Origin of the sequence: Methanoculleus thermophilus, assembly GCF_001571405.1 — an archaeon.
GTDB lineage: Archaea > Halobacteriota > Methanomicrobia > Methanomicrobiales > Methanoculleaceae > Methanoculleus > Methanoculleus thermophilus.
This window is the reverse complement of the sequence record NZ_BCNX01000003.1, coordinates 257,885-282,025: the sequence shown is the minus strand read 5'-3', so window position 1 is coordinate 282,025 and position 24,141 is coordinate 257,885. Positions and strand designations below refer to the sequence as shown.

General features: G+C 58.2%; 25 protein-coding genes and 2 tRNA genes. 12 read left to right on the top strand and 15 right to left on the bottom strand.

Annotation, left to right across the window (positions count from 1 at the left end):
* Window positions 1-3: 3 nt before the first annotated feature.
* Window positions 4-183, bottom strand: coding sequence for a ribbon-helix-helix domain-containing protein (locus MCUTH_RS01500; RefSeq protein ID WP_066954444.1), 180 nt, complete (start codon window positions 181-183; stop codon window positions 4-6).
* Between the two features lie 221 nt (window positions 184-404).
* Here MCUTH_RS01500 and MCUTH_RS01495 point away from each other — a divergent pair, with 221 nt between their 5' ends.
* The 3 genes from MCUTH_RS01495 to MCUTH_RS01485 all read left to right on the top strand — a co-directional run bounded on the left by MCUTH_RS01495 (window position 405) and on the right by MCUTH_RS01485 (window position 3,410).
* Window positions 405-1,379, top strand: coding sequence for a pyridoxal phosphate-dependent aminotransferase (locus MCUTH_RS01495; protein ID WP_318010075.1), 975 nt, complete (start codon window positions 405-407; stop codon window positions 1,377-1,379).
* A complete protein-coding gene (locus MCUTH_RS01490; RefSeq protein WP_066954438.1) occupies window positions 1,367-1,972 on the top strand; it encodes an NTP transferase domain-containing protein in 606 nt (201 codons plus the stop codon). Before MCUTH_RS01495 ends, MCUTH_RS01490 begins: the two co-directional genes overlap by 13 nt.
* 208 nt (window positions 1,973-2,180) lie before the next feature.
* The gene (locus MCUTH_RS01485) at window positions 2,181-3,410 is read left to right on the top strand and encodes an ornithine cyclodeaminase (protein WP_066954436.1); all 1,230 of its coding nucleotides are present in this window, start codon (window positions 2,181-2,183) and stop codon (window positions 3,408-3,410) included.
* Here MCUTH_RS01485 and MCUTH_RS01480 read toward each other — a convergent pair.
* Complete coding sequence (locus MCUTH_RS01480) at window positions 3,407-4,393, bottom strand: archaeosine biosynthesis radical SAM protein RaSEA (RefSeq protein ID WP_066954433.1); 987 nt, start codon at window positions 4,391-4,393, stop codon at window positions 3,407-3,409. The genes MCUTH_RS01485 and MCUTH_RS01480 overlap by 4 nt on opposite strands.
* Window positions 4,394-4,421: 28 nt before the next feature.
* Here MCUTH_RS01480 and MCUTH_RS01475 point away from each other — a divergent pair, with 28 nt between their 5' ends.
* Window positions 4,422-5,504: a hypothetical protein gene (locus MCUTH_RS01475; RefSeq protein WP_066954430.1), complete on the top strand. Its 1,083-nt coding sequence runs from the start codon at window positions 4,422-4,424 to the stop codon at window positions 5,502-5,504.
* 40 nt (window positions 5,505-5,544) lie between these two features.
* Window positions 5,545-5,629, top strand: a tRNA-Ser gene (locus tag MCUTH_RS01470).
* Between the two features lie 121 nt (window positions 5,630-5,750).
* Here MCUTH_RS01470 and MCUTH_RS01465 read toward each other — a convergent pair.
* From MCUTH_RS01465 to MCUTH_RS01420, 10 genes are all read right to left on the bottom strand, one after another.
* Entirely contained in the window at window positions 5,751-6,425 is a 675-nt protein-coding gene (locus MCUTH_RS01465) for a flavodoxin family protein (RefSeq protein WP_066954427.1), read from the bottom strand.
* A gap of 210 nt (window positions 6,426-6,635) precedes the next feature.
* On the bottom strand, window positions 6,636-7,040 hold the full coding sequence (locus MCUTH_RS01460) for a pyridoxamine 5'-phosphate oxidase family protein (RefSeq protein ID WP_066954424.1): 405 nt from the start codon (window positions 7,038-7,040) through the stop codon (window positions 6,636-6,638).
* A 562-nt stretch (window positions 7,041-7,602) separates the two neighbouring features.
* Window positions 7,603-8,571 (bottom strand): endonuclease/exonuclease/phosphatase family protein, encoded by a 969-nt coding sequence (locus MCUTH_RS01455; protein ID WP_066954422.1) that lies wholly within the window; start codon window positions 8,569-8,571, stop codon window positions 7,603-7,605.
* Between the two features lie 93 nt (window positions 8,572-8,664).
* Window positions 8,665-10,479: a DNA helicase RecQ gene (gene recQ / locus MCUTH_RS01450; protein ID WP_066954419.1), complete on the bottom strand. Its 1,815-nt coding sequence runs from the start codon at window positions 10,477-10,479 to the stop codon at window positions 8,665-8,667.
* Between the two features lie 247 nt (window positions 10,480-10,726).
* A complete protein-coding gene (locus MCUTH_RS01445; RefSeq protein WP_269085041.1) occupies window positions 10,727-11,809 on the bottom strand; it encodes an FIST signal transduction protein in 1,083 nt (360 codons plus the stop codon).
* Between the two features lie 33 nt (window positions 11,810-11,842).
* On the bottom strand, window positions 11,843-12,043 hold the full coding sequence (locus tag MCUTH_RS01440) for a hypothetical protein (protein ID WP_066954416.1): 201 nt from the start codon (window positions 12,041-12,043) through the stop codon (window positions 11,843-11,845).
* Between the two features lie 187 nt (window positions 12,044-12,230).
* Window positions 12,231-12,938 carry an endonuclease III domain-containing protein gene (locus tag MCUTH_RS01435; RefSeq protein WP_066954414.1) on the bottom strand — a complete coding sequence of 236 codons (708 nt, stop codon included), beginning with the start codon at window positions 12,936-12,938 and terminating at the stop codon, window positions 12,231-12,233.
* Window positions 12,938-13,261 carry a hypothetical protein gene (locus MCUTH_RS01430; RefSeq protein WP_066954411.1) on the bottom strand — a complete coding sequence of 108 codons (324 nt, stop codon included), beginning with the start codon at window positions 13,259-13,261 and terminating at the stop codon, window positions 12,938-12,940. The genes MCUTH_RS01435 and MCUTH_RS01430 overlap by 1 nt, the downstream gene beginning before the upstream one ends.
* A gap of 314 nt (window positions 13,262-13,575) precedes the next feature.
* A complete protein-coding gene (locus MCUTH_RS01425) occupies window positions 13,576-16,215 on the bottom strand; it encodes an aminotransferase class V-fold PLP-dependent enzyme (RefSeq protein ID WP_083524707.1) in 2,640 nt (879 codons plus the stop codon).
* Window positions 16,216-16,299: 84 nt separating this feature from the next.
* Complete coding sequence (locus MCUTH_RS01420) at window positions 16,300-16,854, bottom strand: hypothetical protein (protein WP_150468697.1); 555 nt, start codon at window positions 16,852-16,854, stop codon at window positions 16,300-16,302.
* Window positions 16,855-17,036: 182 nt separating this feature from the next.
* On the opposite strand from MCUTH_RS01420, the gene MCUTH_RS01415 reads away from it, so the two are divergent.
* The 3 genes from MCUTH_RS01415 to MCUTH_RS01405 all read left to right on the top strand — a co-directional run bounded on the left by MCUTH_RS01415 (window position 17,037) and on the right by MCUTH_RS01405 (window position 19,338).
* Entirely contained in the window at window positions 17,037-17,345 is a 309-nt protein-coding gene (locus tag MCUTH_RS01415) for a DUF1894 domain-containing protein (RefSeq protein ID WP_066954405.1), read from the top strand.
* A gap of 176 nt (window positions 17,346-17,521) precedes the next feature.
* A complete protein-coding gene (locus tag MCUTH_RS01410; protein WP_066954402.1) occupies window positions 17,522-18,151 on the top strand; it encodes a DUF47 domain-containing protein in 630 nt (209 codons plus the stop codon).
* Between the two features lie 5 nt (window positions 18,152-18,156).
* Window positions 18,157-19,338 (top strand): inorganic phosphate transporter, encoded by a 1,182-nt coding sequence (locus tag MCUTH_RS01405; protein ID WP_066954399.1) that lies wholly within the window; start codon window positions 18,157-18,159, stop codon window positions 19,336-19,338.
* Between the two features lie 175 nt (window positions 19,339-19,513).
* Here the strand turns inward: MCUTH_RS01405 and nth are convergent, their stop codons facing one another.
* The 3 genes from nth to pyrH form a co-directional block, all read right to left on the bottom strand.
* The gene (gene nth, locus MCUTH_RS01400) at window positions 19,514-20,191 is read right to left on the bottom strand and encodes an endonuclease III (protein WP_066954396.1); all 678 of its coding nucleotides are present in this window, start codon (window positions 20,189-20,191) and stop codon (window positions 19,514-19,516) included.
* 5 nt (window positions 20,192-20,196) lie between these two features.
* Window positions 20,197-20,271: transfer RNA gene (locus MCUTH_RS01395), tRNA-Pro, on the bottom strand.
* 55 nt (window positions 20,272-20,326) lie between these two features.
* Window positions 20,327-21,031 (bottom strand): UMP kinase, encoded by a 705-nt coding sequence (gene pyrH, locus MCUTH_RS01390; protein WP_066954394.1) that lies wholly within the window; start codon window positions 21,029-21,031, stop codon window positions 20,327-20,329.
* A gap of 41 nt (window positions 21,032-21,072) precedes the next feature.
* Between pyrH and MCUTH_RS11790 the strand changes: the two genes are divergently transcribed.
* The 4 genes from MCUTH_RS11790 to MCUTH_RS01375 all read left to right on the top strand — a co-directional run bounded on the left by MCUTH_RS11790 (window position 21,073) and on the right by MCUTH_RS01375 (window position 24,139).
* Window positions 21,073-21,234: a hypothetical protein gene (locus MCUTH_RS11790; protein ID WP_169795887.1), complete on the top strand. Its 162-nt coding sequence runs from the start codon at window positions 21,073-21,075 to the stop codon at window positions 21,232-21,234.
* 26 nt (window positions 21,235-21,260) lie between these two features.
* Window positions 21,261-22,274 carry an AmmeMemoRadiSam system radical SAM enzyme gene (amrS, locus tag MCUTH_RS01385; protein WP_066954391.1) on the top strand — a complete coding sequence of 338 codons (1,014 nt, stop codon included), beginning with the start codon at window positions 21,261-21,263 and terminating at the stop codon, window positions 22,272-22,274.
* Entirely contained in the window at window positions 22,255-22,746 is a 492-nt protein-coding gene (locus MCUTH_RS01380; RefSeq protein WP_083524706.1) for a Mut7-C RNAse domain-containing protein, read from the top strand. Before amrS ends, MCUTH_RS01380 begins: the two co-directional genes overlap by 20 nt.
* Window positions 22,747-22,984: 238 nt before the next feature.
* Window positions 22,985-24,139: a glycosyltransferase family 4 protein gene (locus MCUTH_RS01375; RefSeq protein WP_066954386.1), complete on the top strand. Its 1,155-nt coding sequence runs from the start codon at window positions 22,985-22,987 to the stop codon at window positions 24,137-24,139.
* Window positions 24,140-24,141 lie beyond the last annotated feature (2 nt).

Genomic DNA, 24,141 nt, shown 5'->3' with positions numbered 1-24,141 from the left:
CTCCTAAACCTGGAATGAAATCTGGTCGGCCTCACGGAGAACACGGTTGCCATGCCTTTCAAGAAGTGCCCTGACCGAGTAGCGCACAGCCTCCGATACTGTGGGGAACTCGCCAGCCTCCACCAACCTCTCGAGCATCTCAACCTGCTGCCGGGGCAATCTGATAGTTATCCGATCCATCATTTTAATCACTCATATCTGACACATGACAGCCGCGAGTCTGCCATTTGTCAGACAATCGCAATCTTTTTGTCTGACTTCATCAGATAAGCCATAATAATACCCGTATGGTATAAAAAACTTATGAAATGAATTCCTGCCCGACACAACGGTTTTATTGATAGTTGTCGACAACGTATCCTCAAAGAGTTGCCACTGATATGAGAGACAACCTCCCAGAAAGGATGGAACACGGCGGTCGGGTGCGCTGGCACAATACCCGGGTGAGAGGAAAATTGCTTGATTTTAGTGCTAACATTAACCCTTATCCCCCGGAAATACCCTGGACTCCGGACCCGGCGACCCTGAAGGATTATCCGGATGACCAATATGAGACCCTCAAAGAGGTGATCGGCAGGAGGTTCAGACGGGATGCGGCGGAGATCGCCGTCGGCAACGGATCCGTCGAATTGATTCGCGCGTTCTGTTCTGCCGTGCTCGGAGCCGATGACGCCGCCTGCATCAAACCCCCAACGTTTGCCGAATATGAGATGGCAGTCCGACTCGCCGGTGCTCGGTGCACCACCGAGGAGCGCGGAGTTGCAGTTCGGTTTCTCTGCAACCCGAACAACCCCACGGGAAGACTGTACACCCGTCCGGAAGTACTCCAGGTGCTTGAAGAGAATGCCAAACAGGGATCATACCTCTTCCTCGACGAAGCGTTCATCGAGCTCGCTGACCCGCGCCAGAGTCTCGCCGAGATCTCGCATGAGAACCTCTTTGTCCTGCGTTCCCTGACAAAGAGCTTTGCCGTGCCAGGCATTCGGTTCGGCTACGCCTTCGGTACCCCAGAACTGATCGAGAAGATAGAGACGGTCCGTCTTCCCTGGACGGTCAACGCGTTCGCCGAGGCTTTTGCCATCGAGGCCTTCCGACACTACGAGAGGCTTGAAGAATCGCGGGAGCGGATAGCCCGCGAGCGCGACTGGCTCTCCGGCCGGTTGAGAGACCTTGGGCTTTCCTATGAACCCCCATCTGCAAACTACATCCTGCTGGAAGTCCCGACGGATGCGGAGGTTCTAGTCAGGCGGCTCCTTGAACGCGGTATTCTGGTCCGTGACTGCCGGTCGTTCGGACTTCCCCGCCACATCCGCGTGGCTGTCCGGACCCGGGAAGAGAATAGACAACTCATCGAGGCACTTGAAGCATGCTTGTCCTGATCATGGCCGGAGGGGAGGGGACGAGGCTCCGGATGGGCGAAAAACCGCTTGTCACCATCTGCGGCAAGCCTATGCTCTCCTACGTCATCGATGCTTTCTCGTCGGCAGGGCACGACGTGGTCGTGGTTGCCTCGCACAAGACACCGTTCACCAAGAACTGGTGCCGGGCCCAGGGGATCACCCTGTATGAGGCAGAAGGGCTCGGCTACGTTGAGGATATCCATGCGGCGGCAGCAGACCTCGAGGAGGAGGGAACGCCCTTCTTCACCTGCGTATCCGACCTCCCCTGCCTGGCGCCCGAGATCATCGCCAGCATCGAGGGCGCCTGGCGCCAGGCGGGCGTTCCGGCATGCTCCACGTGGGTTCCCCGCGACCTTGTTAGAGAGCACGGCTGCCGTACACAGTACATAGAATCGATCGACGGCGTACCCGCCTGCCCGGTGGGGATCAACATCCTGACGGCTGGGGATCTCGACGTCCCACAGGATGAGTTGCGACTCCTCCTGCATGATCGGAGGCTCGTCTTCAACATCAACACACGGGAGGAACTGGCGCTGGTGCAGAGGTATCTCTGCCGAAAACGCGGACCGTAACGCCGTTTTCGAATGTCGATGGCGCGAAACCCCCAGGCAGGGCTCGGCAAGACCTCATGGAGAGCCGTGCATAGTGGGAGTGTCGCTCGCCCAACCCGTCAACCATCGCCCCGGGGGCACTCCCCGGGGGAAGGCAACTTTGGGGCATTCTCACCGGGGCAGGCACGCAGGGAAAACTGTATTATCGGACTATCACCTACCCATATACATGGAATCCTGCCGGGAAATCGAACTAGAGGGCCATATCATCGATTCAGGTGTAATGACCCTGGTGTTTGACAAGATTATGGATATGGGGGGAGAGTTCGAGATCCTCACCTTCAATGTTGGGAAGCAGAAGACAGACACAAGTTACGCACGGCTGCGCGTGACGGCACCTACCGACCAGCAACTTGATGCCATCCTATCAGAGCTGCACCGGCTTGGCGCACGCACCCCCGAGATCGAGGACGTCATCCTTGTACCGGCAGAGGGTGACCGGATCCTCCCAAAGGGGTTCTACTCGACCACCAATCATCCGACCTTCGTAAAGTACCAGGGTGAGTGGCTGCCCGTCGAGCATATCGAGATGGACTGTCATATCGTCATCGATGAGAGAGAGAAGCGCGCCATCTGCACTCCGATCTCAAAGATCAAGGCCGGGGATCTCGTCGTCGTCAGCGAGACGGGAGTCCGGGTGGTCTACCCTGAGCGGCCGCGCAAAGTCAGCACATTCGAGTTCATGCATGGGACCGTCTCATCGGAGCGGCCGAGCGAGGCGATCATTGGAAAGATTGCCCGCGAGATCCTGGAACTGAAGAAGAGAGGAGAGAAGATCGGGCTCGTCGGCGGTCCGGCCATCGTCCATACGGGAGCTGCCGCCGCTCTCGCGAGGATGATACGCGCAGGCTACATCGATGTGCTCTTTGCGGGGAACGCTCTCGCCACCCACGATATCGAGTCCAACCTCTTTGGGACATCGCTTGGAATGGATATCAAGACGGGTAAGCTTATCACCGGCGGGCACAAGCACCACATCCGCGCAATCAGTGAGATCATGCGAGCGGGCTCCATCAAGAACGCGGTCGAGCAGGGGATCGTCACCGGGGGGATCATGTATGAGTGCGTGAAGAAGGGAATCCCGTTCGTGCTCGCCGGTTCCATCCGGGACGATGGACCGCTCCCCGATACGATAACGGATGTCGTCGTAGCACAGGACACCATGCGCCGCTACATCCACGACCTCAGCATGGTGGTGATGGTAGGAACACTCCTTCACTCGATCGCCGTCGGGAACTGCCTTCCCTCGTACGTCAAGACCGTCTGCGTCGATATCAATCCCGCATCGGTGACGAAACTGATGGACCGGGGTACGACGCAGGCGATCGGCGTCGTGAGCGACGCCGGAACGTTCCTCCCGCTTCTCTGCGAGCACCTGGAAAAATTGGAGAAGTGCTAGCGGGTAAGCGGCATACAGAACGGCTCTTCCTGCTCCAGCACGAACTCCCACTCTCCTTTGCACTCGCACTCCGTCTCCGCAAGAGCACGCAGAAGTTCTACATCCCCGGATAGCGAATATTCGCCAATTCCTTTCACGATCGGGGCGTCGCAGGCGCCGCAGTTGTGTGGTCCCCGGACCTGTCCGCCGCCAACAGGGTCGCAGAGGACATGCACCGGTGCTCCAATCAATACGTCAAGAACACTCCAGAGGTATGGCGGGCGGTACGCGTTCTGGTTCCAGAGGCGCTCGACCTCGGTTCCGCTCTGGACGGTGCAGAGGTTCATCGAGATGCTGTCTGCGACGGAAGCGACGTCCTTAATGGAGCGCACCATGTCGTCACGCGCCTCACGCTCGGTCAGGAACGGCGGTTTCATCAGCAGGTAGGCCTTCACATCCGCTCCGACGGCATGCGCAACCTCTGCTGCACGGAGAAAGTCGGCGTATGTGAACCCCTTATCGATGCTCTTCTCCCTGATGGCGTCGTTTGTGGTCTCCAGACCCACAGCAATGGAGAGCGGTCGATCCCAGGCCCCGGTATCAATACCCTCCAAAAACTCCCGGAGCGCTTCCGCGTCGACGTACTCAGGCCGTGTCTCGGCGATCACGAGTTTGCCCCGGAATGCCTCCGCAACTGCGCGCCGGGCGGCGGGGGGGACCTCATCGGGATCGAAGAAACTTCCAGACGTGAAGATCTTGAGCATCTGGTAATCATCGTCGGAGAAGTTCTCTTTCACCCAGCGGACCTGGCGGATCAGCCGGTCGGTAAGTTCATCCAGAGGGAGGTCCTGGTAGCGTTCGTGCCGGTAGCCGCACATACGGCATCGGTTCCAGGAACAACCGCCGCTCCGAAAGATTACCGTCAGCGTATCGAGGATCTGACCGTTATAGCGGTCTTTCCCCCGCCAGGACGCCAATGGCTTCTCGATTGATTTGGATAGCATTATACCTCATATTCGTTGATGTACTGATATGAAAAGGATCGCATGGCTGACGGTCATCGCCGCGATGCTGCTTGTTAGTACAGCATCAGCTGCGTATGTCGCAATCAGTGCTCCACAGACGGTAAACGTCGGCGAACCGCTCGAGGTCACAGGGACTACGATCGCGCAAGGGCTCACGCGACCCTCACTCAACCCCGGGTTCAGCACGGAGATCGTCCTGTACTATGCCCAGCACACGAAGCGCGAGGTTGACCGCAAGACGATCGTCGTGCAGCAGGATGGTTCGTTCTCGACGACGTTCGAGACCGAGGGGCTTGCTGTAGGGCTGTACTCGATCGAGCTCGTCGATCCTACACGGACCACCTTTGGGAGCAGTTCGAAGATCCGGCAGCTCGTCACCCTGGTCGACAGGTCTGGAAGCCTCACGGTGACCTCCCCGCTCAACCAGGACTTCGATGGGTACCTCGATCTCCAGGGTGCAGTAAGCGGCATCGGCAGCTCGGGCATACAGATCCAGGTAGAACATGATGGTTTCATCGTTTACGGGCCGGAGTTCATCAGCACTGATGCAGACGGCAGGTTCGATACGGCGGTGCCCATCTCCAGCGGAGGTTCGTACAAGGTCACCTTCGCTGACATCGACGGCTACATCGATAGCCAGGACTTTGTGGTAAGCGGTGCACCGACTCCCACGTCGATCCCGGGGATATCCGCCAGTGCTCCCGCCTCGCGGTCCGCGCCGGCGTACTTCGAGATCGATACCCGGAGCGGCACTGTGGCGATCGCAACCTCAGCCGGGATCGACTGGGTGGTCGAGTATATCGATGAGGATGAAAGACACCACAAGGTGAATAATAAGGGCCTCCTCGAACCCGAGACCGCAGAGTTCGCCGCGCGTGGGGGTGTGGTCTACGTCAAGGTCTACCCCATGAGTTACAACGACAGCGGAACGGTGCAGATCTCGGCTACGAATGCCAAATCAGTCAGGGTGAGCAAGGCCGCGCCTGCACTCTTTGGAGACGCGACCCCCACCCCCGCCCAGGCTGCACCGCTCCCGGCGGCCCTGGCACTCATTGCACTCGTAGCAGTCATCCTCGCCCGCCGGGGATGAACAACCTTTTTTTTATCCCACGACCAATAGGTTAAGGCGAGCCGGGATAGTCTAGTCCGGGAAGGCGGTGGCCTTGAAAGCCACTGGTGCTTGGCACCTCGGGAGTTCAAATCTCCCTCCCGGCGTATTCTGTTTACGTTCACATCGCTGTTAAATAGAGATTCACCCCGTATGATAAGATGTATGGGATGCCGGTACCCCCGTTAGGTCTGGAACCGGCAGTCGTTGAGATCAAGTTGCCTGTTTTCACTCCTCTCTGATCCAGCCCTCCCGCACCCACCGCTCGTACTCGTCCGGCCGCCAGTCGCGGTTTGCCCGCACCACCCTGCCAAAGCACCTCCGGTTTTCCGCCATCCTTGCCTCCTGATCAGGGTAACGCGGGCGACTTTTGATTGCCAGGACCAGCCGCCTCCCGAGATCGCGTGCCGCCGATTCTGCCCTATCGATCGCCTCCGGATCGTCTCCGAGCGCGACGCTCATCCCCCCAACCGTCGTCACCCCGAGGTAATTGAGCGCAAGGTTCAGATAACCGACAACCGCATCGCCTCCCGAGATCTCGGTGGTCGCGATGCTGCAGCCGTATCTCCCGGAGAAGTTCTGGTAGTGCATCGCGTCCGCCAGCCGGTCGATGAAGACTTTCATCTGTCCGCTGACATTGTCGACGTAGACCGGTGAGGCGAACACCAGCCCGTCGGCATCCTGCATCCGGTCGTAAGCAGCGGGGAAATCGTCGGCAAAGACGCATCTCCCGTCCAGGCTGCAACTCTCGCAGGCGGTGCAGGGAGTGATCTGCATATCGGCAAGTTCAATGATCTCAACCTCGGCCCCGGCATCTTTCGCCCCGGCAAGCACGAAGCCTGCAAGCCTTCTTGTCCTGCTTCTCATCCCACGCGGACTTCCCACAACTGCGATTATCTTCACTCTTTCATCACGTCCTGAAGGAAAGCGTTGGCGGCGGTGCGGGAAAATGGTTTAGAACCCACCGGCGGCACGCCCGGATCTTGAGGTCTCGGGAAGGTGCGCCGCCCTCACGGTCCACCGGGACGAGTTGGGCAACTCTGTCGATTGTTTCCGCACATCGGTCGTCGAAATCGCCCACGAGAGGCCCCCGCAGGGCCCCCGTGAAAAAGATTAAAGAATCTTCTCCCCCGCCTTCGCACCGGGAGAGCACTCATAGACCTCGCGGATCTTCATGATGAGGAGCGTCTTTGCCGGAGCCTTCGCCATCTTTGAGCGGACGGTGAACTGCATCTTCTCAAACTCCGGCCCGCTGGTCCTGATCTCGACTTCGCCCTTGATCTGGAAGCAGCCCTTCGTCTCGGGCCCCCAGACGTAGATGGCAACCTTCGGATTCTCCTGGATGTTCGCCAGCGTCTTCTTCATGAAGTTGTCCGCAATCCAGATCGTCTCGTCGTCGACGAGTTCAACAAACCCGATCGGGACCACGTTCGGCCACCCGTCCTTGGAGGCCGTGGCGACCGGGAAAGCCTTCATCGTCCGAAGCGCTGCTTTCATCTCTTCAGTAAGTGAAACCATCGGTCTTCACCAAGATATTCTCTGAACTACATATTTATATAGAATTCTGTCATAAAACTGTAGTTACAGCAGCGGTACTACAGATCCGTGACCTGATATCGCTGTAACCGTCTTTTGAAGAGATGAGGATATCGTATCATGGAAATTGGGGTCGAACTATCGGGATTTACCGCTTTCAGACAATAGATTCAGCGTTCGACCGAACCGGGAGATTGACCAGCTCGACCCCAGGTTACGTAGGCAATGCGCAGAAACCGCCATCCGAGAGTAGATCGAGAATGCAAGCGAGTCGATGGCCGCAAGACTTCGGCTGGCCCTTGCAGAAGAAAGACAGGGCTGCAAACAACCTCTGCAAGCCTCTGTGGGCGTCTATACCAAGTACGATCCCTCTATGTGCTGTGCCCGGAGGTGGAGACGGCCCCAAACCCCGCTACGATCACCGACACGAGTGCGGGGCAACCTCCCCCATTGGAGAAAACCCTGGCAGCCAGTCCTCCAGCACCGGGGAAGAGAACCCCGGTCAAGGGAGGGAGAGGGCGCCGCGCGGAGAGATGAGGTGAACTCACGGCGCAAAGTCGGCCACAACGGCGGAATGATCGCTCAACCCCTGTCCACGCAGGTCATGCAGGTACCAGCACGCTGTGGGGTTCAGGCGCACTGATGCAAAGATGTGATCGTAGCGCTTGCACTTTGGAACATCTTCCGGTCCGCGGTCGGGACACCAGCTGTACTCCCGTGCCCGGTAGCCATGCAGTCTTCGGAAGACATCGGGAAGGTCGTACTCTGCAAGGCCGGCGAGGATGTTCATCTCGGCGTTATACCACCACTTCCTCGGCCGCCCGAGATATTCATCGGTCTCGGAGATCCCGGTGTTGTAGTTCTCGTTTGGTATAATATCTTTATAGAACGGGACGATCGTACCGTCGGACCGCTCTGCCTCGGGGATGTGAAGGTCGCCACAGAGGATCCGCGGCCGAGCCGAACTCGTGGCAAGGCGCCGATAGATCCCGACCAGTGTCTCCGCCTTGACGATCTCATTTCTCCGGCCGCCTATCGCCGTGGGGACGTGCGCGTTGTGGAGCTCGAACTCGCCGGTGGGCGCACTGATGACGGCAGAGACCACCCGCTGCTTCCACGGTATGTCAAAGTCGAACGGGTTGAGTGGTGTCAGGGGGTACCTGCTCGCAATCAGGCATCCGCAGTCTTTTGACTCATTACTTGGTGAGCACTGCTCCGAGAGCCGGGAGATCCCGTACGCGAACTGGAAAGGATCAGTTGCGTTTCGCGCACGAAGTTCGTTCAATCGTTCAGCCATATAGGCCACCCGTGCAATCTCCACGAGGGCAAGGCTGTCGACGGAGTAAATCAATCCGTAGGCCGCCAGTTCTTCCCGGAAGAGCGGCAGATCCCGATCCGTTACCTCCTGAAAGGCGACGATATCCGGCGAATGCTGACAGACTGCTTCAACCTTCTTCTCCACGCTCTTTAAACCCGAGCGGAAGAGATCCACGTTCCATGATATGAGCCGCATAATGCCGTTGCATTCCGCGTTGGTGCTCTACACTCATTAACGCATCGAGTTGAGAATGATTGGAAGGCGCGTTGCCGGGATTCAAACCCGGAATCATCCGCGACGGCGATCCAGCCCGATCCCGTGCTCGATACAGTGTTTATCGATTGCATCGAGGAACTTTCTGCCGTAGCGCTGGAGCTTCGCCTCACTGACGCCGTAGATTCGGAGGAGATCGACGCCGGTGCGGGGATAGTACTTCGCCATCTCTTTGAGGCTCCGGTCGTGGAAGACGGCAAACGGCGGGAGATGATCGAGGTCGGCAAGGATCTTTCGGAGCCGGCGGAGCCGGAGAAAGAGGGCTTCATCGTAGTCGGCCTCGGCTCTCAATGCGATAACACCCTCCGGACCCGGCTCGGTGAGCGGCACGGGAAGTTCGCCCTTGAGCACCGCACGGCTCCGGTCGTTTAACACCAGAACCGGATACCGCCCGCCGGTCGATGTGATGAACCCTTTTTGGACCATCTCCTGGACAAACCGCAGCCACTGGTCACGAGTGTATCCCCTGCCGGAGTTGTAGACCGGCAGGGTATCGTGTCCGTTTTCGCGAATTCGTGCACTCTTCGACCCGGTCAGCACATCGACGACGTAGGATGCCCCAAACCGCTCCCCGATTCCGCGAATACAGGTGATGATGGTCGTTGCAACCTCCGTCCCGTCAAAGACCTTCACGGGGGTCTCGCACCGGTCGCACCCACCGCACCGCTCCTCCGGATACGCCTCACCAAAGTAGGTGAGCAGGAACTTTCTCCGGCACCCGGTCGTCTCGCAGTAGTCGAGCATCATCCCTGCTTTCCGATAGGCGATGTCTTTCTGCGCCGGATCGTTGTATTCCTTCTCGATGAGGTACCGGATCGTGCCGTAATCGCCCCGGCTGTAGAAGAGGATGCAGTCGGCCGCCTCCCCGTCTCTTCCGGCCCTGCCGGTCTCCTGGTAGTAGGACTCGAGATCTCTGGGGAGGTCGGTATGAATGACAAACCGGACGTCCGGTTTGTTGATTCCCATGCCAAAAGCGACGGTGGCGCAGATGATCATGACATCGCCACGGATGAAGGCCTCCTGGTGCTCCGCACGAACATCATCGGGGAGGCCGGCATGGTAGGGGAGCGCGGAGAACCCTTCCTTCTGAAGTTTTTCCGCGAGTTCTTCCGTCGCCTTCTGGGAGAAGCAGTAGATGATACCGGCGTCGTTTTGGTGCTCATGCAAGTACGCAACAAGCCTCGGGAAGTATCGGGCCTTCGGTACCACCCGATACATGAGGTTCTTCCGGTTGAAACTTCCGATGAACCGGGCCGGATTCTTCAGGGCAAGCTGGACCACGATGTCGTTCTGGACGGCGGGGATGGCGGTCGCGGTCAGGGCGATGATGGGGACGGCAGGGAACCGTTCCTTGAGCACCCGGAGCCGACGGTATTCCGGCCGGAAGTTGTGCCCCCACATGGAGATGCAGTGCGCCTCGTCGATCGCAACCAGCCGGAGATCTGCTTTTGCAAGGAGAGAGAGGAAGAACGGCTGCACGGCCCGTTCCGGTGAGACATAGAGGATCCGGATGCGGCCTTCGAGGATCACCCGCTCGATGATCCTCTGCTCTCCATAACCGAGCGAACTGTTAATCGTCGCCGCCGGGATCCCGTTTGCCCGGAGGCTGTCGACCTGATCTTTCATCAACGCAATGAGCGGAGAGACGACGACCGTAAGCCCCCCAAAGACAAGGGCGGGAAGTTGATAGCAGAGCGATTTGCCGCCCCCCGTTGCCATGACGGCGAGGACGTCGCGCCCGGCGAGGACGGCGTCGATGATCTCTTCCTGGCCGGGGAGAAACGAGGTATAACCGAAGTATTTCTCAAGAACGGCGTATTTTGAATCCATTGCGCCACAAAACCCAATATAGTATTGTTGACCGGAGAGTAAGATAGCGTTTGCCATCATATGGGCAGGAGACGTTGCTGAAGACTCTACTTTGGTCTCGTCTTCGCCATCTCCAGCAAATTGTTACCAGACCTTTTTTACCTTTGGGATTGGCCTATCGGGTGCCGGGATGGCCCGGATCCGGTCCTTTCCGGGTTGGGCCATCCTGAGTGAACAGACGGGATAGCAGCAAAGTTTTAAGGAGACGTTATTTGAAGAGCAACATCGTCGAGGTCTGGTTGATGTGCCCGATGTACTCTTCACCGTAGGTGGAGAACCCGATCGTCGGAATGTCAGCAAATATTGAGCCATACGCCTCGTTATGTCCGATCTCCTCGAGTTCCAGCGCCCGAAGAATGCAGTGGAAGTTGATAAGAGCAGAGGCCCCTCCCAGCTGCCGAACCTTCTCCTCGACGGCCTTCCGGGTGTCCGCGACGATATCCGTCGACTCCAGCAGCGCAAGATCCATCCCTTCCTTGACCATACAGTAGAAGAGAATGCTCTCGCCCTCGATCTTCCGGGGGCTCCGGACGAAGAAGTCGTCGCCGGTCACAAGCCCAACGGGGTTGTGCATGAATCTCTTCGGCGCCTCCTCTACGGACACACCGAGAGCCCGGGCATATGCGACCGCCGCAGGCATGTTGTTGAACTCGATGACCTCCCGACGCTCTTCGTTCACCTTCGTCGGCACAAGGGTGATCCCGAGCGGCCGGAAACTCTGGGTCTTGATGATCCCGAACTCACCGACGGGCTTGAGGAGTGCAAGAACAGCCGCGTTGGTGTATGCCTCCCCATTCAGGTAGACATAGGTCGATTGGAACTTGAGATCGTCGCCTGCAGAGCCGCCGATGAAGACCACATTGGTGAGGTCGCCAAGCCGGTCCATCACATGCTCTTCTGCGCCGCTCAAACCGTCGATCAAGATCAGTCCCACGTACTTCCTGAAATCGAGGTCGCGGAGCGGCGCACCGATCTTCTCTTCAATCTCCCGGACTGCACCCATAAGTGAGTCAGGGGAGGTGACGTCGGTAACGACACTGCATGCAACGCCGCTGACGGTCCGCTCGTCAAACGCCATCGCCACAATCGCATCCTTCAGGACTCGACCGCTGGCGATCTCCCCGGCGGTCGAGCAGCCGATGACCTGCGCGCCAGGGAACGCATCGTGCATCCCCCGGCTGATCAACGCCGGATCGTATCGGGATGATGCAAAGAAAAGTACCAGATTAGGGGAAATTTCACCAAACTGTCCCTTAATATCGTCGACAGCCTGTTCAACTGATGATGCCATTGTAGTAGCGGTACTAACGCTCATGAAAACCACCTAGAGTTCGATACCCATATCACGGGCGATCTGCTTGAGTTCTGCAATCTTTGCCGGGTCGTCCTCGGACTGCGACGTCCAGCGATCCGGATTGAATCCCTTGATGATCAACTTTGTCCGGGTCGTATTCTTTAACACTTCGTTTCCATTCGACCGCTTTTCGATGATTAAATCGATCATGCGCTTAATCTCGTCTGTCATACCAGAATTAAAGGATTGTGAGACAATTATTTAATGATTGCTTTGTTTCTCAGGGTGATCCAGGGTAATCTGTCCCGCATCAGCAGGAGCACAGCACCCACAGACCGGAATCGAGAATCGTCACCTGGATCCACCCTTTGAATTAGGTTCAGAAGAACTCCTGGGGGATCGAAGATAGGGTGTCCAGTCAATCTCCCCCAGAATTCCAATCTTTCGCTCCCATCCCTTCAGCACACCAAAGGGATTCGTGGACCTCCTGGATGGGGCAGCGAGCGCAGAGCGGCGACTTTTTGCAGATGTTGTTTCCCAGGAAAACGATCTGGGCGTGGTAATCGTTGAAGAGTTCCACATCCGGAGCGAGATTCTCCATAAAGAAGCGCTGCATCAGATCGTACGACGCTCCCGCCGGCAAAAGACCGTAGCGCGAGAAGATCCGGCGGGTGTAGGCATCGACAACGAAGATAGGCTTACTGCAGGCATACAAGAGGATCGAGTCCACCGTCTCCTTTCCAAGCCCCTTTATCGAGAGCAGGCGCCTGCGCAGGGCTCCGGTCTCTGCGGCCGCCATTGCTACTGGATCAGCCCCAAACTCAGCAACATAGACCCGGGCAAACTCGCGGACCCGCTCGGCCTTCTGGTTGTAGAACCGGGACGGGACGATCAGCCGGGCAATCTCTGCCGTATCGGCGGCGGCAAGCAGTTCCGGATCGAGCATCCCGGCATCCTCCAGGTTGCGGACGGCCTTTGCCGCGTTCTTCCAGGAGACATTCTGGGCAAGGATTGCACCGATCATCGCTTCAAACGCCGTCTCTGCCGGCCACCAGTGCTGGTGGCCGAATGCTCCACGGAGGGCGCCATAGATCGCAAGCAGGTCGTCGGCAAGGTGTGCCATCATCAGCGCCACCAGGGTTTAGCGGCGATCGGCATATGCCAATCGACACCAAAGGATCTCCCACTCACTTTGAGCCCTGGTGCGGCCTGCCGACGCTTGAACTCCGCCGAATGAACCATCTGGATGACCCGATAGACGTTTTCCGCCGGGTAGCCGGCAGCGATGATCTCCTCCGGCGACTCAGAGCAGTCAACGTAGCGGTAGAGGATGGCGTCGAGGAGGTCATATGGAGGGAGGGTCTCAAGATCGGTCTGGCCGGGCCTGAGCTCCGCGGAGGGGGGCTTCTCGAGCACCCGTTCGGGGATGACGGGATGCTTTCGGTTCAACCCCCTATTGCGATATCCCCACGGTCCAGTGCACCGGGGTTTTACCGATCATTCGACTGGTAGAAACTTCATTCTGTAATGGACGGTGCCGCTTCTCTCACCCAATGGTGCTTGAACTCCGCGCGTTCCGCCCATCGCCCACCCTTAATTGGCGATAAATCTTCTCTCGCTTCGGTCACTGCGTATGCCTAAAATCGGCAGTGTTCAGGAGTATTTACCTCGACTTGTGGATTATACAGCCACCGTTCCAATTAGAACACGGCTAGTTGCAATTACTGAAAAATTGTGGGTTCAAGAAATTGAGAGGGCCAGCCCTACCGTCCCCGGCTGATCTCGTCGACGGCCGCGATCAGGAGGTCGATCTCCTGCTCGGTCGTGTAGGCCGCCATGCTCGCCCGGACCGTCCCCTCCGGGAGGCCGAGGTGCTCCATCAGCGGCTGGCAGCAGTGGTGCCCCGACCGCACCATGATATCCGCCTCCTCGTCGAGCATCTGCGCGACCTCCTGCGGGTGGATGCCGTCGATGGTGAACGAGACAACCCCGATCCGGGTATGCGGGTCTTTCCCGGCGTAGACCGTGACCCCGTCTATCGCGGAGAGCCCCTCGATCAGCCGGGCGGTCAGGCGCTCCTCGTGCCGGTGGATCTTCTCCATGCCGATCGCCGCAAGATAATCCACGGCGACGCCGAGCGCGATCCCGCCCCCGACGTTCGGCGTCCCGGCCTCATAGCGCTGGTAGCCCTCCGCCGGATCGTAACCTTCCACGGTCACGCTCGTGACCATGCCGCCGCCGAGGGTCGGGGGCTCGAGGAGGAGATCCCGCATCCAGAGGACCCCGGTCCCGGTCGGCCCGAACATCTTGTGCCCTGCAAAGCAGAGGAAGTCGCAGCCGAGGTCTCGCACGTTGACCGGCATGTGCGGCAGGGACTGCGCTCCGTCCACCAGGAAGAGGGCGCCGTGCTCCCGGCAGAGGTTTGCGATCTTCTGGATCGGCGTTACCACGCCGAGGACGTTTGAGGCGTGAGTGACGGCGACGAGCCGGACGCTGCCCCCGGAGAGGATCTTCTCAAGCGCCGCAAGATCGAGCTCATAATCGGCGTCGATCCCGATCACGTCGAGCGCGACCCCCTGCTTTGCCAGCATCCGCCAGGGGAGGAGGTTTGAGTGGTGCTCCAGGATTGTGGTCACCACACGGTCACCCGGCTTCCAAGAGAGCCCCTGCGCGACCATGTTTATTGCCTCGGTGGCGTTCTTCGTAAAGACCGTCAACCCCGCCTCCCCGCCGATGAACCGGGCCACCTTCTCGTGGGCGTGCCAGTAGCGTTGCGTCGCGATCCGGGTCAGGCGGTGGACACCCCGCCCGACGTTCGCCCGGTAATTGTGCTCGAACTCGACGAATGCATTCACCACCGGTTCCGGTGAGAAACTCGTCGCTGCATTGTCGAGGTATATGATGTCGCCGAGGATCGGGAAGTCCTTCCGGATCTGATCGGGAGTAAACTCAGTCTCGGCCGGCGGTGCCGGCTTATGGGTCTCCATCGTCTTCGTCGTTGCCACCTCCGCCCTCTTTCTTGCCGGGTCCTCCTTCAGAGTGAAGTCGTCATTCACGCCGATACCCCACTCCCTGCAGAGTTCGCGCATCTTCGGGGGCAGTGCCCGCCACCGCCAGAGTCCCCAGCGGTGATAGGCCTCCGGCAGCCCATTCTTCTCCGCCCACCTGATAAGGAATTCGTCCCAGCGGTCTGTCAGTTCAGGGTGCATCACGCGGAGACCCTCGTACTCGCTCTCGAGTGCCGCCGGGCAGAGGTAACAGCCTATCCGCTCAAGGCCCATATCGTAAAGCGGGTTTATTGGGACCTTCTGCCACCAGAGGTAAAGGAAGACCTCGAGCGCCCGCCAGCTCCGGATCGGTGAGATATTCAACTGCAGCGGATTTGCCGGATTCTGACTTGTCTCGTCGAGCTCAGCCCGGTTCCAGGACTCATACCACCGGTTCCCCTGGATCGTGACGCAGGGGCCGGTGCCGGCGAGGTAGATCTTTAAGGGGTGAAGTTTTAAGAGTTTGCAGCACCAGCGGTGGTCCTTCCCAGGCGGCCCGGCCTTCTCGACCGCCTGGAAGAAGTCGCCGCCTTTTTGGATGATCTCGACTCCCTGAGAGGCCACGAACTCCACCGTCTCGGGGAGTTCGATCCCGGTATCGATGAAGAACGCCTTCTCCACCCCGGCCTTTCGGGCGAGATGGAGGACGGCGGTGCTGTCCTTGCCGCCGGAGAACGAGACGTTGACGCACGGCCGGTCGTTCATGTGCTTCTTGATGGTCCGGATTGCATTCCTCTCAAGGTTCTTTAAGTGGTAGCGGTTCTTCTCGATCACCACTTCCCAGTCCGGATTGGACCGGGTCCGGGGTGTGATGGGGGCGAGGTCCTTCACCCGGACCTGGCCGTCCCTGACGACACCGGTGCCGAACCGGTTCTTGTAGGCGACGATGACCGTCCCGTCGGGAACAGGGTCTTTTAAGGGGAATCGTTTTCCACCGATACGCCCCCGATGGGCAATCACTGCGGGTTCGGCCTCAAGGTCGATGATCCCCCGGGTTGCATGCGGCAGGATGTACGAGAGGGCTTCGGGAGCGATATCAAGGCTGAATTTTCGGGAGACCGGATCGAACGTGAGCCAGCCGAACCGCTCGCCGTGCACGATCACGAGGTCGGCCCGGTCGGTGCCCCCGGTCTTGTTTAAGAGCACGACGTGGGGCAGGGGGACATCACCGAACCGCTCCGCAAGAAGCCGCCGGATGAGAGCCATATCCGCCGCAAGGGCGGGGCGGACATCGTACGGCTGCAGGAGCGGAACCTCTCTTGTGCGCGTCTTGCAGGCACAGGTGCGTCCAATGAGAGGGACGTTGCACTGATCGCACCAGTAGAGGACTTTTTTGACTGACGGTTCGCGTATCACTTTAATACTAGTTGGTTGCCGCAGACATTAAGTAAACCGATGGTGAAGATCCGATAGAATCGCGGTCCCTTGAGCGGTCTTTCCTCACGACCGCCTGATCAGGAGGCCCAGAACGGTACTGAGGAGAATCAGGAGGAACACAGCAACCAGGGCGAAGAGAGTATCAGCAGACCTCTGCATATGGACATCCGGGAAATCCGGCCCTGTCTCGGTGACGTTGACCAGCATACGAGCATCAGCGCCGGAGACCGGGTCAGTCACGACGAGCGTGAGCCTGTCCGCAGGCAGCTCCGAGGAGGGGATAAGCCCGCGGAAGTACCGTATGTTCTCTTCAGATGCTGCATGTTTGTCCTCCGGGATTGTATACCCTGCGATGAGCGAGCCGGAGGAGGCGCTGTAGATCTGTAGATAGAGGCTCTCCGGAGGACGGTAGAGACTCACATCCCGATCCCATACGGCGGAGATCTCGAGGTCTTCACTCCGGGAGAGGGTGTCGTCCGATACCGAGATGACATGATCCGGGAGCGGCGGGGGTGTTGCGGCCGAAGCAAAGCAGGGGATGAGGAGGAGAGCGGATAAAGCCAGCAGGAGGTAGAATTGTGCACCGGGTGGGCGGCCGGACATCCCATGCGGCTTCATGAGAGGCTTGTTCGTTCGGCATACGATAATCTTTTCCTCAACGATGGGGATACGCCAAGAGAACACTCACTCGTCCATTCCATCACTGCGGTCGAGAGCGGTAGGTTCTTTCGGAGATACCGCCCGGGCCTGGAGACCTGGATAAGCAAAAGTTTATTCGTATACAAGCGAACAAAATAGTGATGCCATCGTGTTGCGTGAATAACCTTGGCGGAAAGGTGCTCCTCATGGGCGTAACCCCCAAGGAGGTAAACGACTACGTGCGAAAGCACTGCAAGGAATATTATGAGATGCCCCCGGGCTTTGTCTTCAAAGGTATCCGGATGCTCCTAGCATCCCCGATGCTCGTTGGCATTCAGAACAAGAAGAAGAAGATCCTGCTGCCATTTACGAAGCGCTGCGCCAACCCCGGGACTATGCTCTTCGAGATCGCAGCAAAGGACGATGATCTTGACTTCATCCGTAATAATCTTGTGAGAGTCCAGGAATAACCGTTGCGATTATACAGGTGGTCCTGGAGCATTCAAGTCGTTATGAGGCCAGGTCACGATGCCCCGCCTTCGGCGTACTGGCCCAATCAATCCATTTCATTCTCTCCTGTCATACCGTGCAGGTGCCACAACCGAACGCTATATAGGCCCTGACGGAAAAATCTATAGCGATCATTGTGGGCATCAAAGAGTGGGTAGTCCCTCAGGATAAGGTTTTTTTTGATCTCTTCGACAGAATGGCCGCGACAGTCGTCTCTGCCGCCAATCTGCTCGTTGAACTCGTTGAAAACTTCGAGAATGTGAAAGAGCAGTGCCAACGAATGAAAGAGATCGAACATCAGGGAGATGAGATATCACACGAGATCTATGAGCAGTTGAATCGAACTTTCATCACACCACTCGAACCGGAAGAGATATCCCGCCTTGCCTCAGCGCTGGATGACATCATCGACTACATCGACGGTACCGCACAGCAGATGTACAGTTATGGTATTACTGCCACTGACGACTCGATGGTTCAGCTTGCAAAACTGATACAACTCAGTGTTGTCGAGATTGAGAAGGCCGTCAACGGCATTCGAACCATCAAGAATCCGAACCTGATCGAGGAGCGGTGCATTGAGGTGAATCGCCTAGAGAATGTCGCGGACAGTGTCCTCGGTCATGCCATCATGGATCTCTTCAAGACAGAGGATGCGATCGCCATCATCAAGCTCAAGGATATCTACGAGAATCTGGAAATAGCGACTGATAAATGTGAAGATGTCGCAAACGTCCTGAGCGACATAGCCATCAGACACTCCTGATCGCTATGGACATAATCATCATCGGCATTGCTCTTGCCCTCCTTTTTAATTTTGCAAACGGCTTGAACGATGCCGCAAACTCGATCGCAACAATCGTCGCGACCAAGGCCTTAACCCCTCTGCAGGCGGTCCTCCTTGCCGGGGTCTTCAACCTCCTTGGCCCCCTCCTCTTCACGACAGCGATTGCGGCGACCATCGGAAGGGGTATCGTTGATTCCTCGTTTCTCACCCCAACACTGATCCTCACGGCCCTTGTCGGTGCGGTGCTCTGGGTTCTTGCGACATCTCTTCTCGGGATTCCGGTATCGAGCAGCCATGCCTTGATCGGGGGGCTTCTTGGTGCCGGCATTGCAGGTGCCGGAGTGGGAGCGGTCATCTGGCCGTCGCTCACGATGATTGAGCAGACCGCCTTCTATGGGATTATTGGTATCATCCTCGGTGCGGTTGCCGTGGGAGCATTTACGCATTGGAGGGGCGAGTTCAAGCCCTGGCACCTCCTCCTCGGCGGAATCATCGGGGTGACGGTGGCCATACCGCTCGCCATTGCGGCAGGGCTTTTGCATGTCAGCGGCATCCTCGCGGTCATCCTTTTCATCGTCATCTCCCCGATGCTCGGATTCATCGTCGCATTTGTCTTCGGCATCGTCGTTACCTGTATCTTTCGCAACTATGCTCCGTGGCGCGTGACAGGTCTCTTTAAGAACCTCCAGATATTCTCGGGATCGCTTCAGGCGATCGGCCACGGGGGCAACGACGCACAGAATGCGATGGGGATCATCACCGCCATGCTCCTTGCCGGGGGGCTGATCTCCGAGTTCGCCGTCCCGCTCTGGGTGATCCTCGCCTCTTCGCTTGCAATCTCCCTCGGCACCCTCCTAGGTGGGTGGCGGGTCATCGATAAGATGGCCAACCGTATCACCCGGATCCGGCCCTACCAGGGGTTTGCCGCATCGACCTCCGCCGGGGGCGTTCTATCGCTGATGAATGTCTTTGGTGTCCCGGTCTCGACGACCCACGCAACAACCGGGGCGATCATGGGCGTCGGTGCGACGCGCGGCTACTCGGCGGTCAAGTGGGGTGTGGTCCGCGAGATCCTTATCGCGTGGGTTCTGACTATTCCGGCATCAGCGGTCGTGGCCGGGCTCTGTTACATCGTCGGGTATGCCCTGATTGGCGGGGTGTTTTGAGAGGGCTACATTGGGAGCCTTTCTCAACCCCGCCAACAAAAATTACCCCAGCGATAGAACAATTATCACTTTCGGGCGATCACGTAACGCGCTTTCCAGATTTTCACTGCTATTACTACAAAAGAGGGAACGCCTGACCGAAAAGCAGTCGTCTGTGCACCGGAGGCGCTCAGTCTTACCTATCCTCAGGGCAGGAAACCTGCTCCCCGGCCAGGAGTTCCTGGTAATACCGGCAGAGGTCCGCCACGACACACTCATCGTGTTTCGGGTTCTGTGCGGTGCAGACAGCGCGGCCGTGGCGGATCAGAAGATAGTTGATGTCCCGCCAGACCTCCTGCGGGAAGAGAGCCATGAGATCGCGCTCGATGATATCGGGATTTGTACTCTCGGTAAACCCGATCCTCTTTGAGAGCCGGCGGACATGGGTATCGACAGCGATGCCGACGTTGATCCCAAATGCGTGAGAAAGGACGATGTTTGCGGTCTTTCGTCCGACACCGGGCAGCGTCCGCAACTCCTCCATCGTTCTCGGGACCTCGCCTCCGAAGTCGGAGACGAGCTTCCTTGCCGTCTCGACAATGTGGCGGGCTTTTGTGCGGTGGAACCCGATGGTCCTGATGATCGGCTCTACTTCCTCTGGCTTCGCGCGGGCGAGCGCTTCCGGTGTCGGGTAACGGGAAAAGAGGGCATCGCGGACGGCGTTGACGGCTCGGTCGGTTGTCTGCGCGGAGAGGATCGTGAGGATCAGCGTCTCATAAGGGTTATGAAAGTCGAGAAAGTGGCGCCTGTCATTGATGATGGGATACTGGACAAGAAGTCGGTGGTAAACTTCACAGGCGGTCTTACGGTTCATACTGATGGGGCAGGGCAGATTTGAACTGCCGTCAAAGCGTCCCAAACGCTCTAGGATGGACCAGGCTACCCTACTGCCCCTGTGCCATTATATGTTGGAGATGGAGACAAAAATAGTTACCGATGGGAGGAACCCTCAGGCCGGCAGAGGGATTGTATTCTCTTTGCTCACGATGGTGCCTGTGTAGATCCCCTCTACGATCGCGCGGTAGAGGTTCTCCGGGTCACGGCCATCAAGCACCAGGAGCGGGATCCCCGACCGCTCGATGACCTTCCCGGCTACGATATCGAGCACCGTGTTTGCACCTGCATCCATCCTGCACCCGGTGATGATATCGAGGAGGTCCTGCGGTGTGAGGTGCTCGTATCTCACCGCGCGTGCATCCTTCTTTGGATCAGCGCTGTAGATCCCGTCGATCGACGTGGCGTTGATGAGGAGATCGGCACCGACACTCTCGGCGAGGACCGCGGATACCGCATCCGTCGTCTGCGCCGGGGTGATACCGCCCATAACGATGATCTTACCCGTCTGTGCGAACTCCTGCGCCTCCGTATAGTCCTCTGCAACGCGCGGGTAGGCCGCATCCCCAAGTCCGGCCACCAGGAGGCGTGCATTCATCCTGGTCACCTGGATGCCGAGTTCGTCTGCTGCCGCCTCGCTGAGGCCGAGGTCGCGGGCAACACGAATATATCGGCGCGCCTCTCCACCGCCGCCGACAACGATAAAAATCTGACATTTTCCGATGATCTTCCGAAGAACAGAGACATATTTGCTGATATTATTCGACTCAAGTGTGGGGACCAGAACCGAGCCACCCAGCGAGATTACTATCTTCTTCATGCCACCCTATTATTATCCCCAATATCACTCATATACCTGTTGTGAAGAGGCTGCACTGCCCTATATGCAGTTCTACAGACGTCTGGGTAGTTACCGGCGGCTATACCGGCTGCGTCTACCGCTGCAAGCGTTGTGGGTATCATGGGGCGCTGGTTATCGAGTACGAGGAGCAGGACGAGCAGGCGGTCCGCAAGGATAAATAAGATGGCTCCCCTCACGTGATGATCGTATGCACGAGGCGCGACTCTACCAGAAACTGGAGGACGATACCGTCCGGTGTTCTCTCTGCGCCCACCGGTGCACCATACGGGAGGGTAAGCAGGGCGTCTGCGGTGTACGTATCAACCGCGGCGGCACCCTCTATGCCGCCACCTTCGGCAAGGTCATCGCTGAAGCGGTCGACCCCATTGAGAAGAAACCGCTCTACCACTTCCTGCCAGGAACCCTCTCCTACTCGCTTGGGACCATAGGGTGCAACTTTCACTGCGAACACTGTCAGAACTGGCACATCTCACAGCAGACACTGGAGATGGAGGCGCTCCGGGACCTCGCCCCCGAGGAGGGCGTGGAACGGGCGCGTGCCAGCGGCTCTGCAAGCATAGCCTGGACGTACAACGAGCCCACGATCTGGCACGAGTACCCGCTTGCGATGGGGGCCCTGGCACGCAAAAAGGGACTCGGAACAGTCTACGTCACGAACGGCTATATCACCGAAGAAGGGCTCCGGGAGATCTCTTCGGTACTCAACGCCTTCCGTGTCGATCTCAAGTCATTCTCCGATACCTTCTACCGGAAGGTCTGCGGGGGGCGGCTGCAGCCGATCCTCGATGCAACAGCGCTTGCAAAGGAACTTGGCATGCACGTCGAGACCGTAACGCTGGTCATCCCCGGTCAGAACGACTCGATGGAGGAGATGGAGGCGCTCATTCGGTGGGTGCTCGAGAACCTCGGGCCCGATACCCCGATGCACTTCACCCGGTTCCATCCAGACTATAAGATGCTTGATGTGCGGCCAACCGAGATCAGGACCCTTGAGAAGATCTACGAGCGTGCAAAGGAACTGGGGCTTCACTATCCGTATCTCGGCAACGTCGGGGGTCACCCCTACGAGAATACCTACTGCCCGGCCTGCGGCGGCCTCGTCATCGAGCGATCGGGATATTCGACCCGAATAGTGGGGCTCGAGGATCACACCTGCACTGAGTGCGGCGGACATATCGAGTATGTCTCGAAGATCGACTGAATGCCCTAGATTCCTCACCGACAGGATGCTTGGAACGCTCACCCGCTACCTCCGGTTCATGGGTTACGATACCATGAGCGCAAACAGCCTCACCCCCGGGAGCACACGGGAGGATACCCTCTTGCTTGAGATCGCCGCTCGGGAGGGGCGAATCCTCCTGACACGAGACCGGGAACTTGCACGGCGGGGTGGTGAGCAGGCGGTCTACATCGCATCCGAGGCCATCATGGATCAGATCCGCCAGGTCGCCGATCTCGGCCTCATCGAACCCGAGATCCGGATGATCCGGTGTTCCCTCTGCAATACCCGCCTCCGACCGGCTACTGTCCGGGAGATCCGGGAGGCACGCTACGCACCACAGTCTCATGCGGGAAAGGAGTTCTCGTGGTGTCCCACCTGCCGAAAACTCTACTGGATGGGTTCACACAGCCACCGCCTCAAAAAGCGCCTCGAAGAGATGCGCTCCTCCTGACCGTAAGTTACCAAATCCCAATACGGGACATTTCAACTACTTTTGGAGATCCAGGAAAAATATATCAACTTTGAGCGGGTATGAGGCACGATAGTTAAGGTCAGCAGGTCTGACCAACCATCAACCGGAACCAGGCGTTCCAGTGCAGGAGAACAGGCGGTTTCGGCGGTCCCGGTGCCGAACCCTGGACCTCGTGCATGAACCGGCGGGGTTTGGGCAATTAATAGAGAGGAATGGTATGGAACACCTTAAGATTGCATTTTTCTGCTGGGAGTCACTGTATGCAGAGCGAGTCGGCGGGCTGGCAAATGCGGCAACAAACCTTGCCGAGACGCTGGCACAACACCATGAGGTGCATTTTTTTACCCGGGGCTGGAAAAGAGACGATGAGATTAACGGAGTCCAGTACCACTACTGCCGGCCAGAAGGAGAGAATATCATCCAGTACTGCTCCGATATGAGCAGAGGGATGTTCGACCGGTTTAGAGAATTTGATACGCCTTCATTTGACGTCCTGCATTTCCATGACTGGCACGTGGTCGACGTGCTCCGCCGGCTCCGGGAGCGGGAGACCATCTTCACCTATCACTCAACAGAGTTTGGCAGAAATGGGAACCGTTTCAGTAACAGCTGGCCCTTTGTAGAGATAACGAGGATTGAACATTGTGGGGCATCGTTTGCCAAACGCATAACGGCAGTATCTTCTACTCTCCGCCGGGAGGCTATGAGCCTCTATCAGATTCCCGACTGGAAGATCGACGTCGTCCCAAACGGCATCGTGCCCGGTCGATACCAGGCGGACGTCGATCCCAGGGCAGTGAAGCAGCGCCACGGGTTTGACCCGGACGCTCCGCTCATACTCTTTGTCGGACGGCTTGCGTGGCAAAAAGGGCCAGATATGCTGGTGGACGCAGTTCCCGATCTCCTCCGGGAGCATCCCGATGGCCAGTTTGCCTTTGTCGGAGAGGGGCAGATGCGTCCGGGTCTCGAGGCGCAGGCCCGGGAGCTTCCCATCCGATTCCTGGGCCGGCTCGATGATGCGGACTACGTACCGCTCCTCAACGCCAGCGATATCGTTGCTATCCCGAGCAGGAACGAGCCGTTTGGACTTGTGCTTCTCGAAGCGTGGAGTGCCGGCCGATGCGTGGTCGCTTCCGACGTCGGCGGGCTCTCCGAGAACATCAATCATGGAACTGATGGCGTCAAGGTGCGGCCGAGCCCCGACTCAATCGCAAATGGCCTCGCTCAGGTGGTGGGTTCCCCCACGAAGTTGCTCTCCCTGGGCCGCGAAGGGCTCAACAGGGTTAAGAAAGATTTCAGGTGGAGCCGCGTTGCAGCGCAGATGGAGGGCGCGTATCGCAAGCTCGCAGACCACGAGACTCTCCTCTGCTGACC

Bases quoted from the DNA above. Each gene is read 5' to 3' on its own strand.
- MCUTH_RS01440 (WP_066954416.1), bottom strand. From the start codon at position 12,043: ATGACAGACGAGATTAAGCGCATGATCGATTTAATCATCGAAAAGCGG.
- amrS (WP_066954391.1), top strand. From the start codon at position 21,261: ATGCACGAGGCGCGACTCTACCAGAAACTGGAGGACGATACCGTCCGG.
- MCUTH_RS01445 (WP_269085041.1), bottom strand. From the start codon at position 11,809: ATGGCATCATCAGTTGAACAGGCTGTCGACGATATTAAGGGACAGTTT.
- MCUTH_RS01490 (WP_066954438.1), top strand. From the start codon at position 1,367: ATGCTTGTCCTGATCATGGCCGGAGGGGAGGGGACGAGGCTCCGGATG.
- MCUTH_RS01495 (WP_318010075.1), top strand. From the start codon at position 405: ATGGAACACGGCGGTCGGGTGCGCTGGCACAATACCCGGGTGAGAGGA.
- pyrH (WP_066954394.1), bottom strand. From the start codon at position 21,031: ATGAAGAAGATAGTAATCTCGCTGGGTGGCTCGGTTCTGGTCCCCACA.
- MCUTH_RS01380 (WP_083524706.1), top strand. From the start codon at position 22,255: ATGTCTCGAAGATCGACTGAATGCCCTAGATTCCTCACCGACAGGATG.
- MCUTH_RS01455 (WP_066954422.1), bottom strand. From the start codon at position 8,571: ATGCGGCTCATATCATGGAACGTGGATCTCTTCCGCTCGGGTTTAAAG.
- MCUTH_RS01420 (WP_150468697.1), bottom strand. From the start codon at position 16,854: ATGAAGCCGCATGGGATGTCCGGCCGCCCACCCGGTGCACAATTCTAC.
- MCUTH_RS01405 (WP_066954399.1), top strand. From the start codon at position 18,157: ATGGACATAATCATCATCGGCATTGCTCTTGCCCTCCTTTTTAATTTT.
- recQ (WP_066954419.1), bottom strand. From the start codon at position 10,479: ATGGATTCAAAATACGCCGTTCTTGAGAAATACTTCGGTTATACCTCG.
- MCUTH_RS01480 (WP_066954433.1), bottom strand. From the start codon at position 4,393: ATGCTATCCAAATCAATCGAGAAGCCATTGGCGTCCTGGCGGGGGAAA.
- nth (WP_066954396.1), bottom strand. From the start codon at position 20,191: ATGAACCGTAAGACCGCCTGTGAAGTTTACCACCGACTTCTTGTCCAG.
- MCUTH_RS01475 (WP_066954430.1), top strand. From the start codon at position 4,422: ATGAAAAGGATCGCATGGCTGACGGTCATCGCCGCGATGCTGCTTGTT.
- MCUTH_RS01435 (WP_066954414.1), bottom strand. From the start codon at position 12,938: ATGATGGCACACCTTGCCGACGACCTGCTTGCGATCTATGGCGCCCTC.
- MCUTH_RS01500 (WP_066954444.1), bottom strand. From the start codon at position 183: ATGATGGATCGGATAACTATCAGATTGCCCCGGCAGCAGGTTGAGATG.
- MCUTH_RS01375 (WP_066954386.1), top strand. From the start codon at position 22,985: ATGGAACACCTTAAGATTGCATTTTTCTGCTGGGAGTCACTGTATGCA.
- MCUTH_RS01460 (WP_066954424.1), bottom strand. From the start codon at position 7,040: ATGGTTTCACTTACTGAAGAGATGAAAGCAGCGCTTCGGACGATGAAG.
- MCUTH_RS01415 (WP_066954405.1), top strand. From the start codon at position 17,037: ATGCCATCGTGTTGCGTGAATAACCTTGGCGGAAAGGTGCTCCTCATG.
- MCUTH_RS01485 (WP_066954436.1), top strand. From the start codon at position 2,181: ATGGAATCCTGCCGGGAAATCGAACTAGAGGGCCATATCATCGATTCA.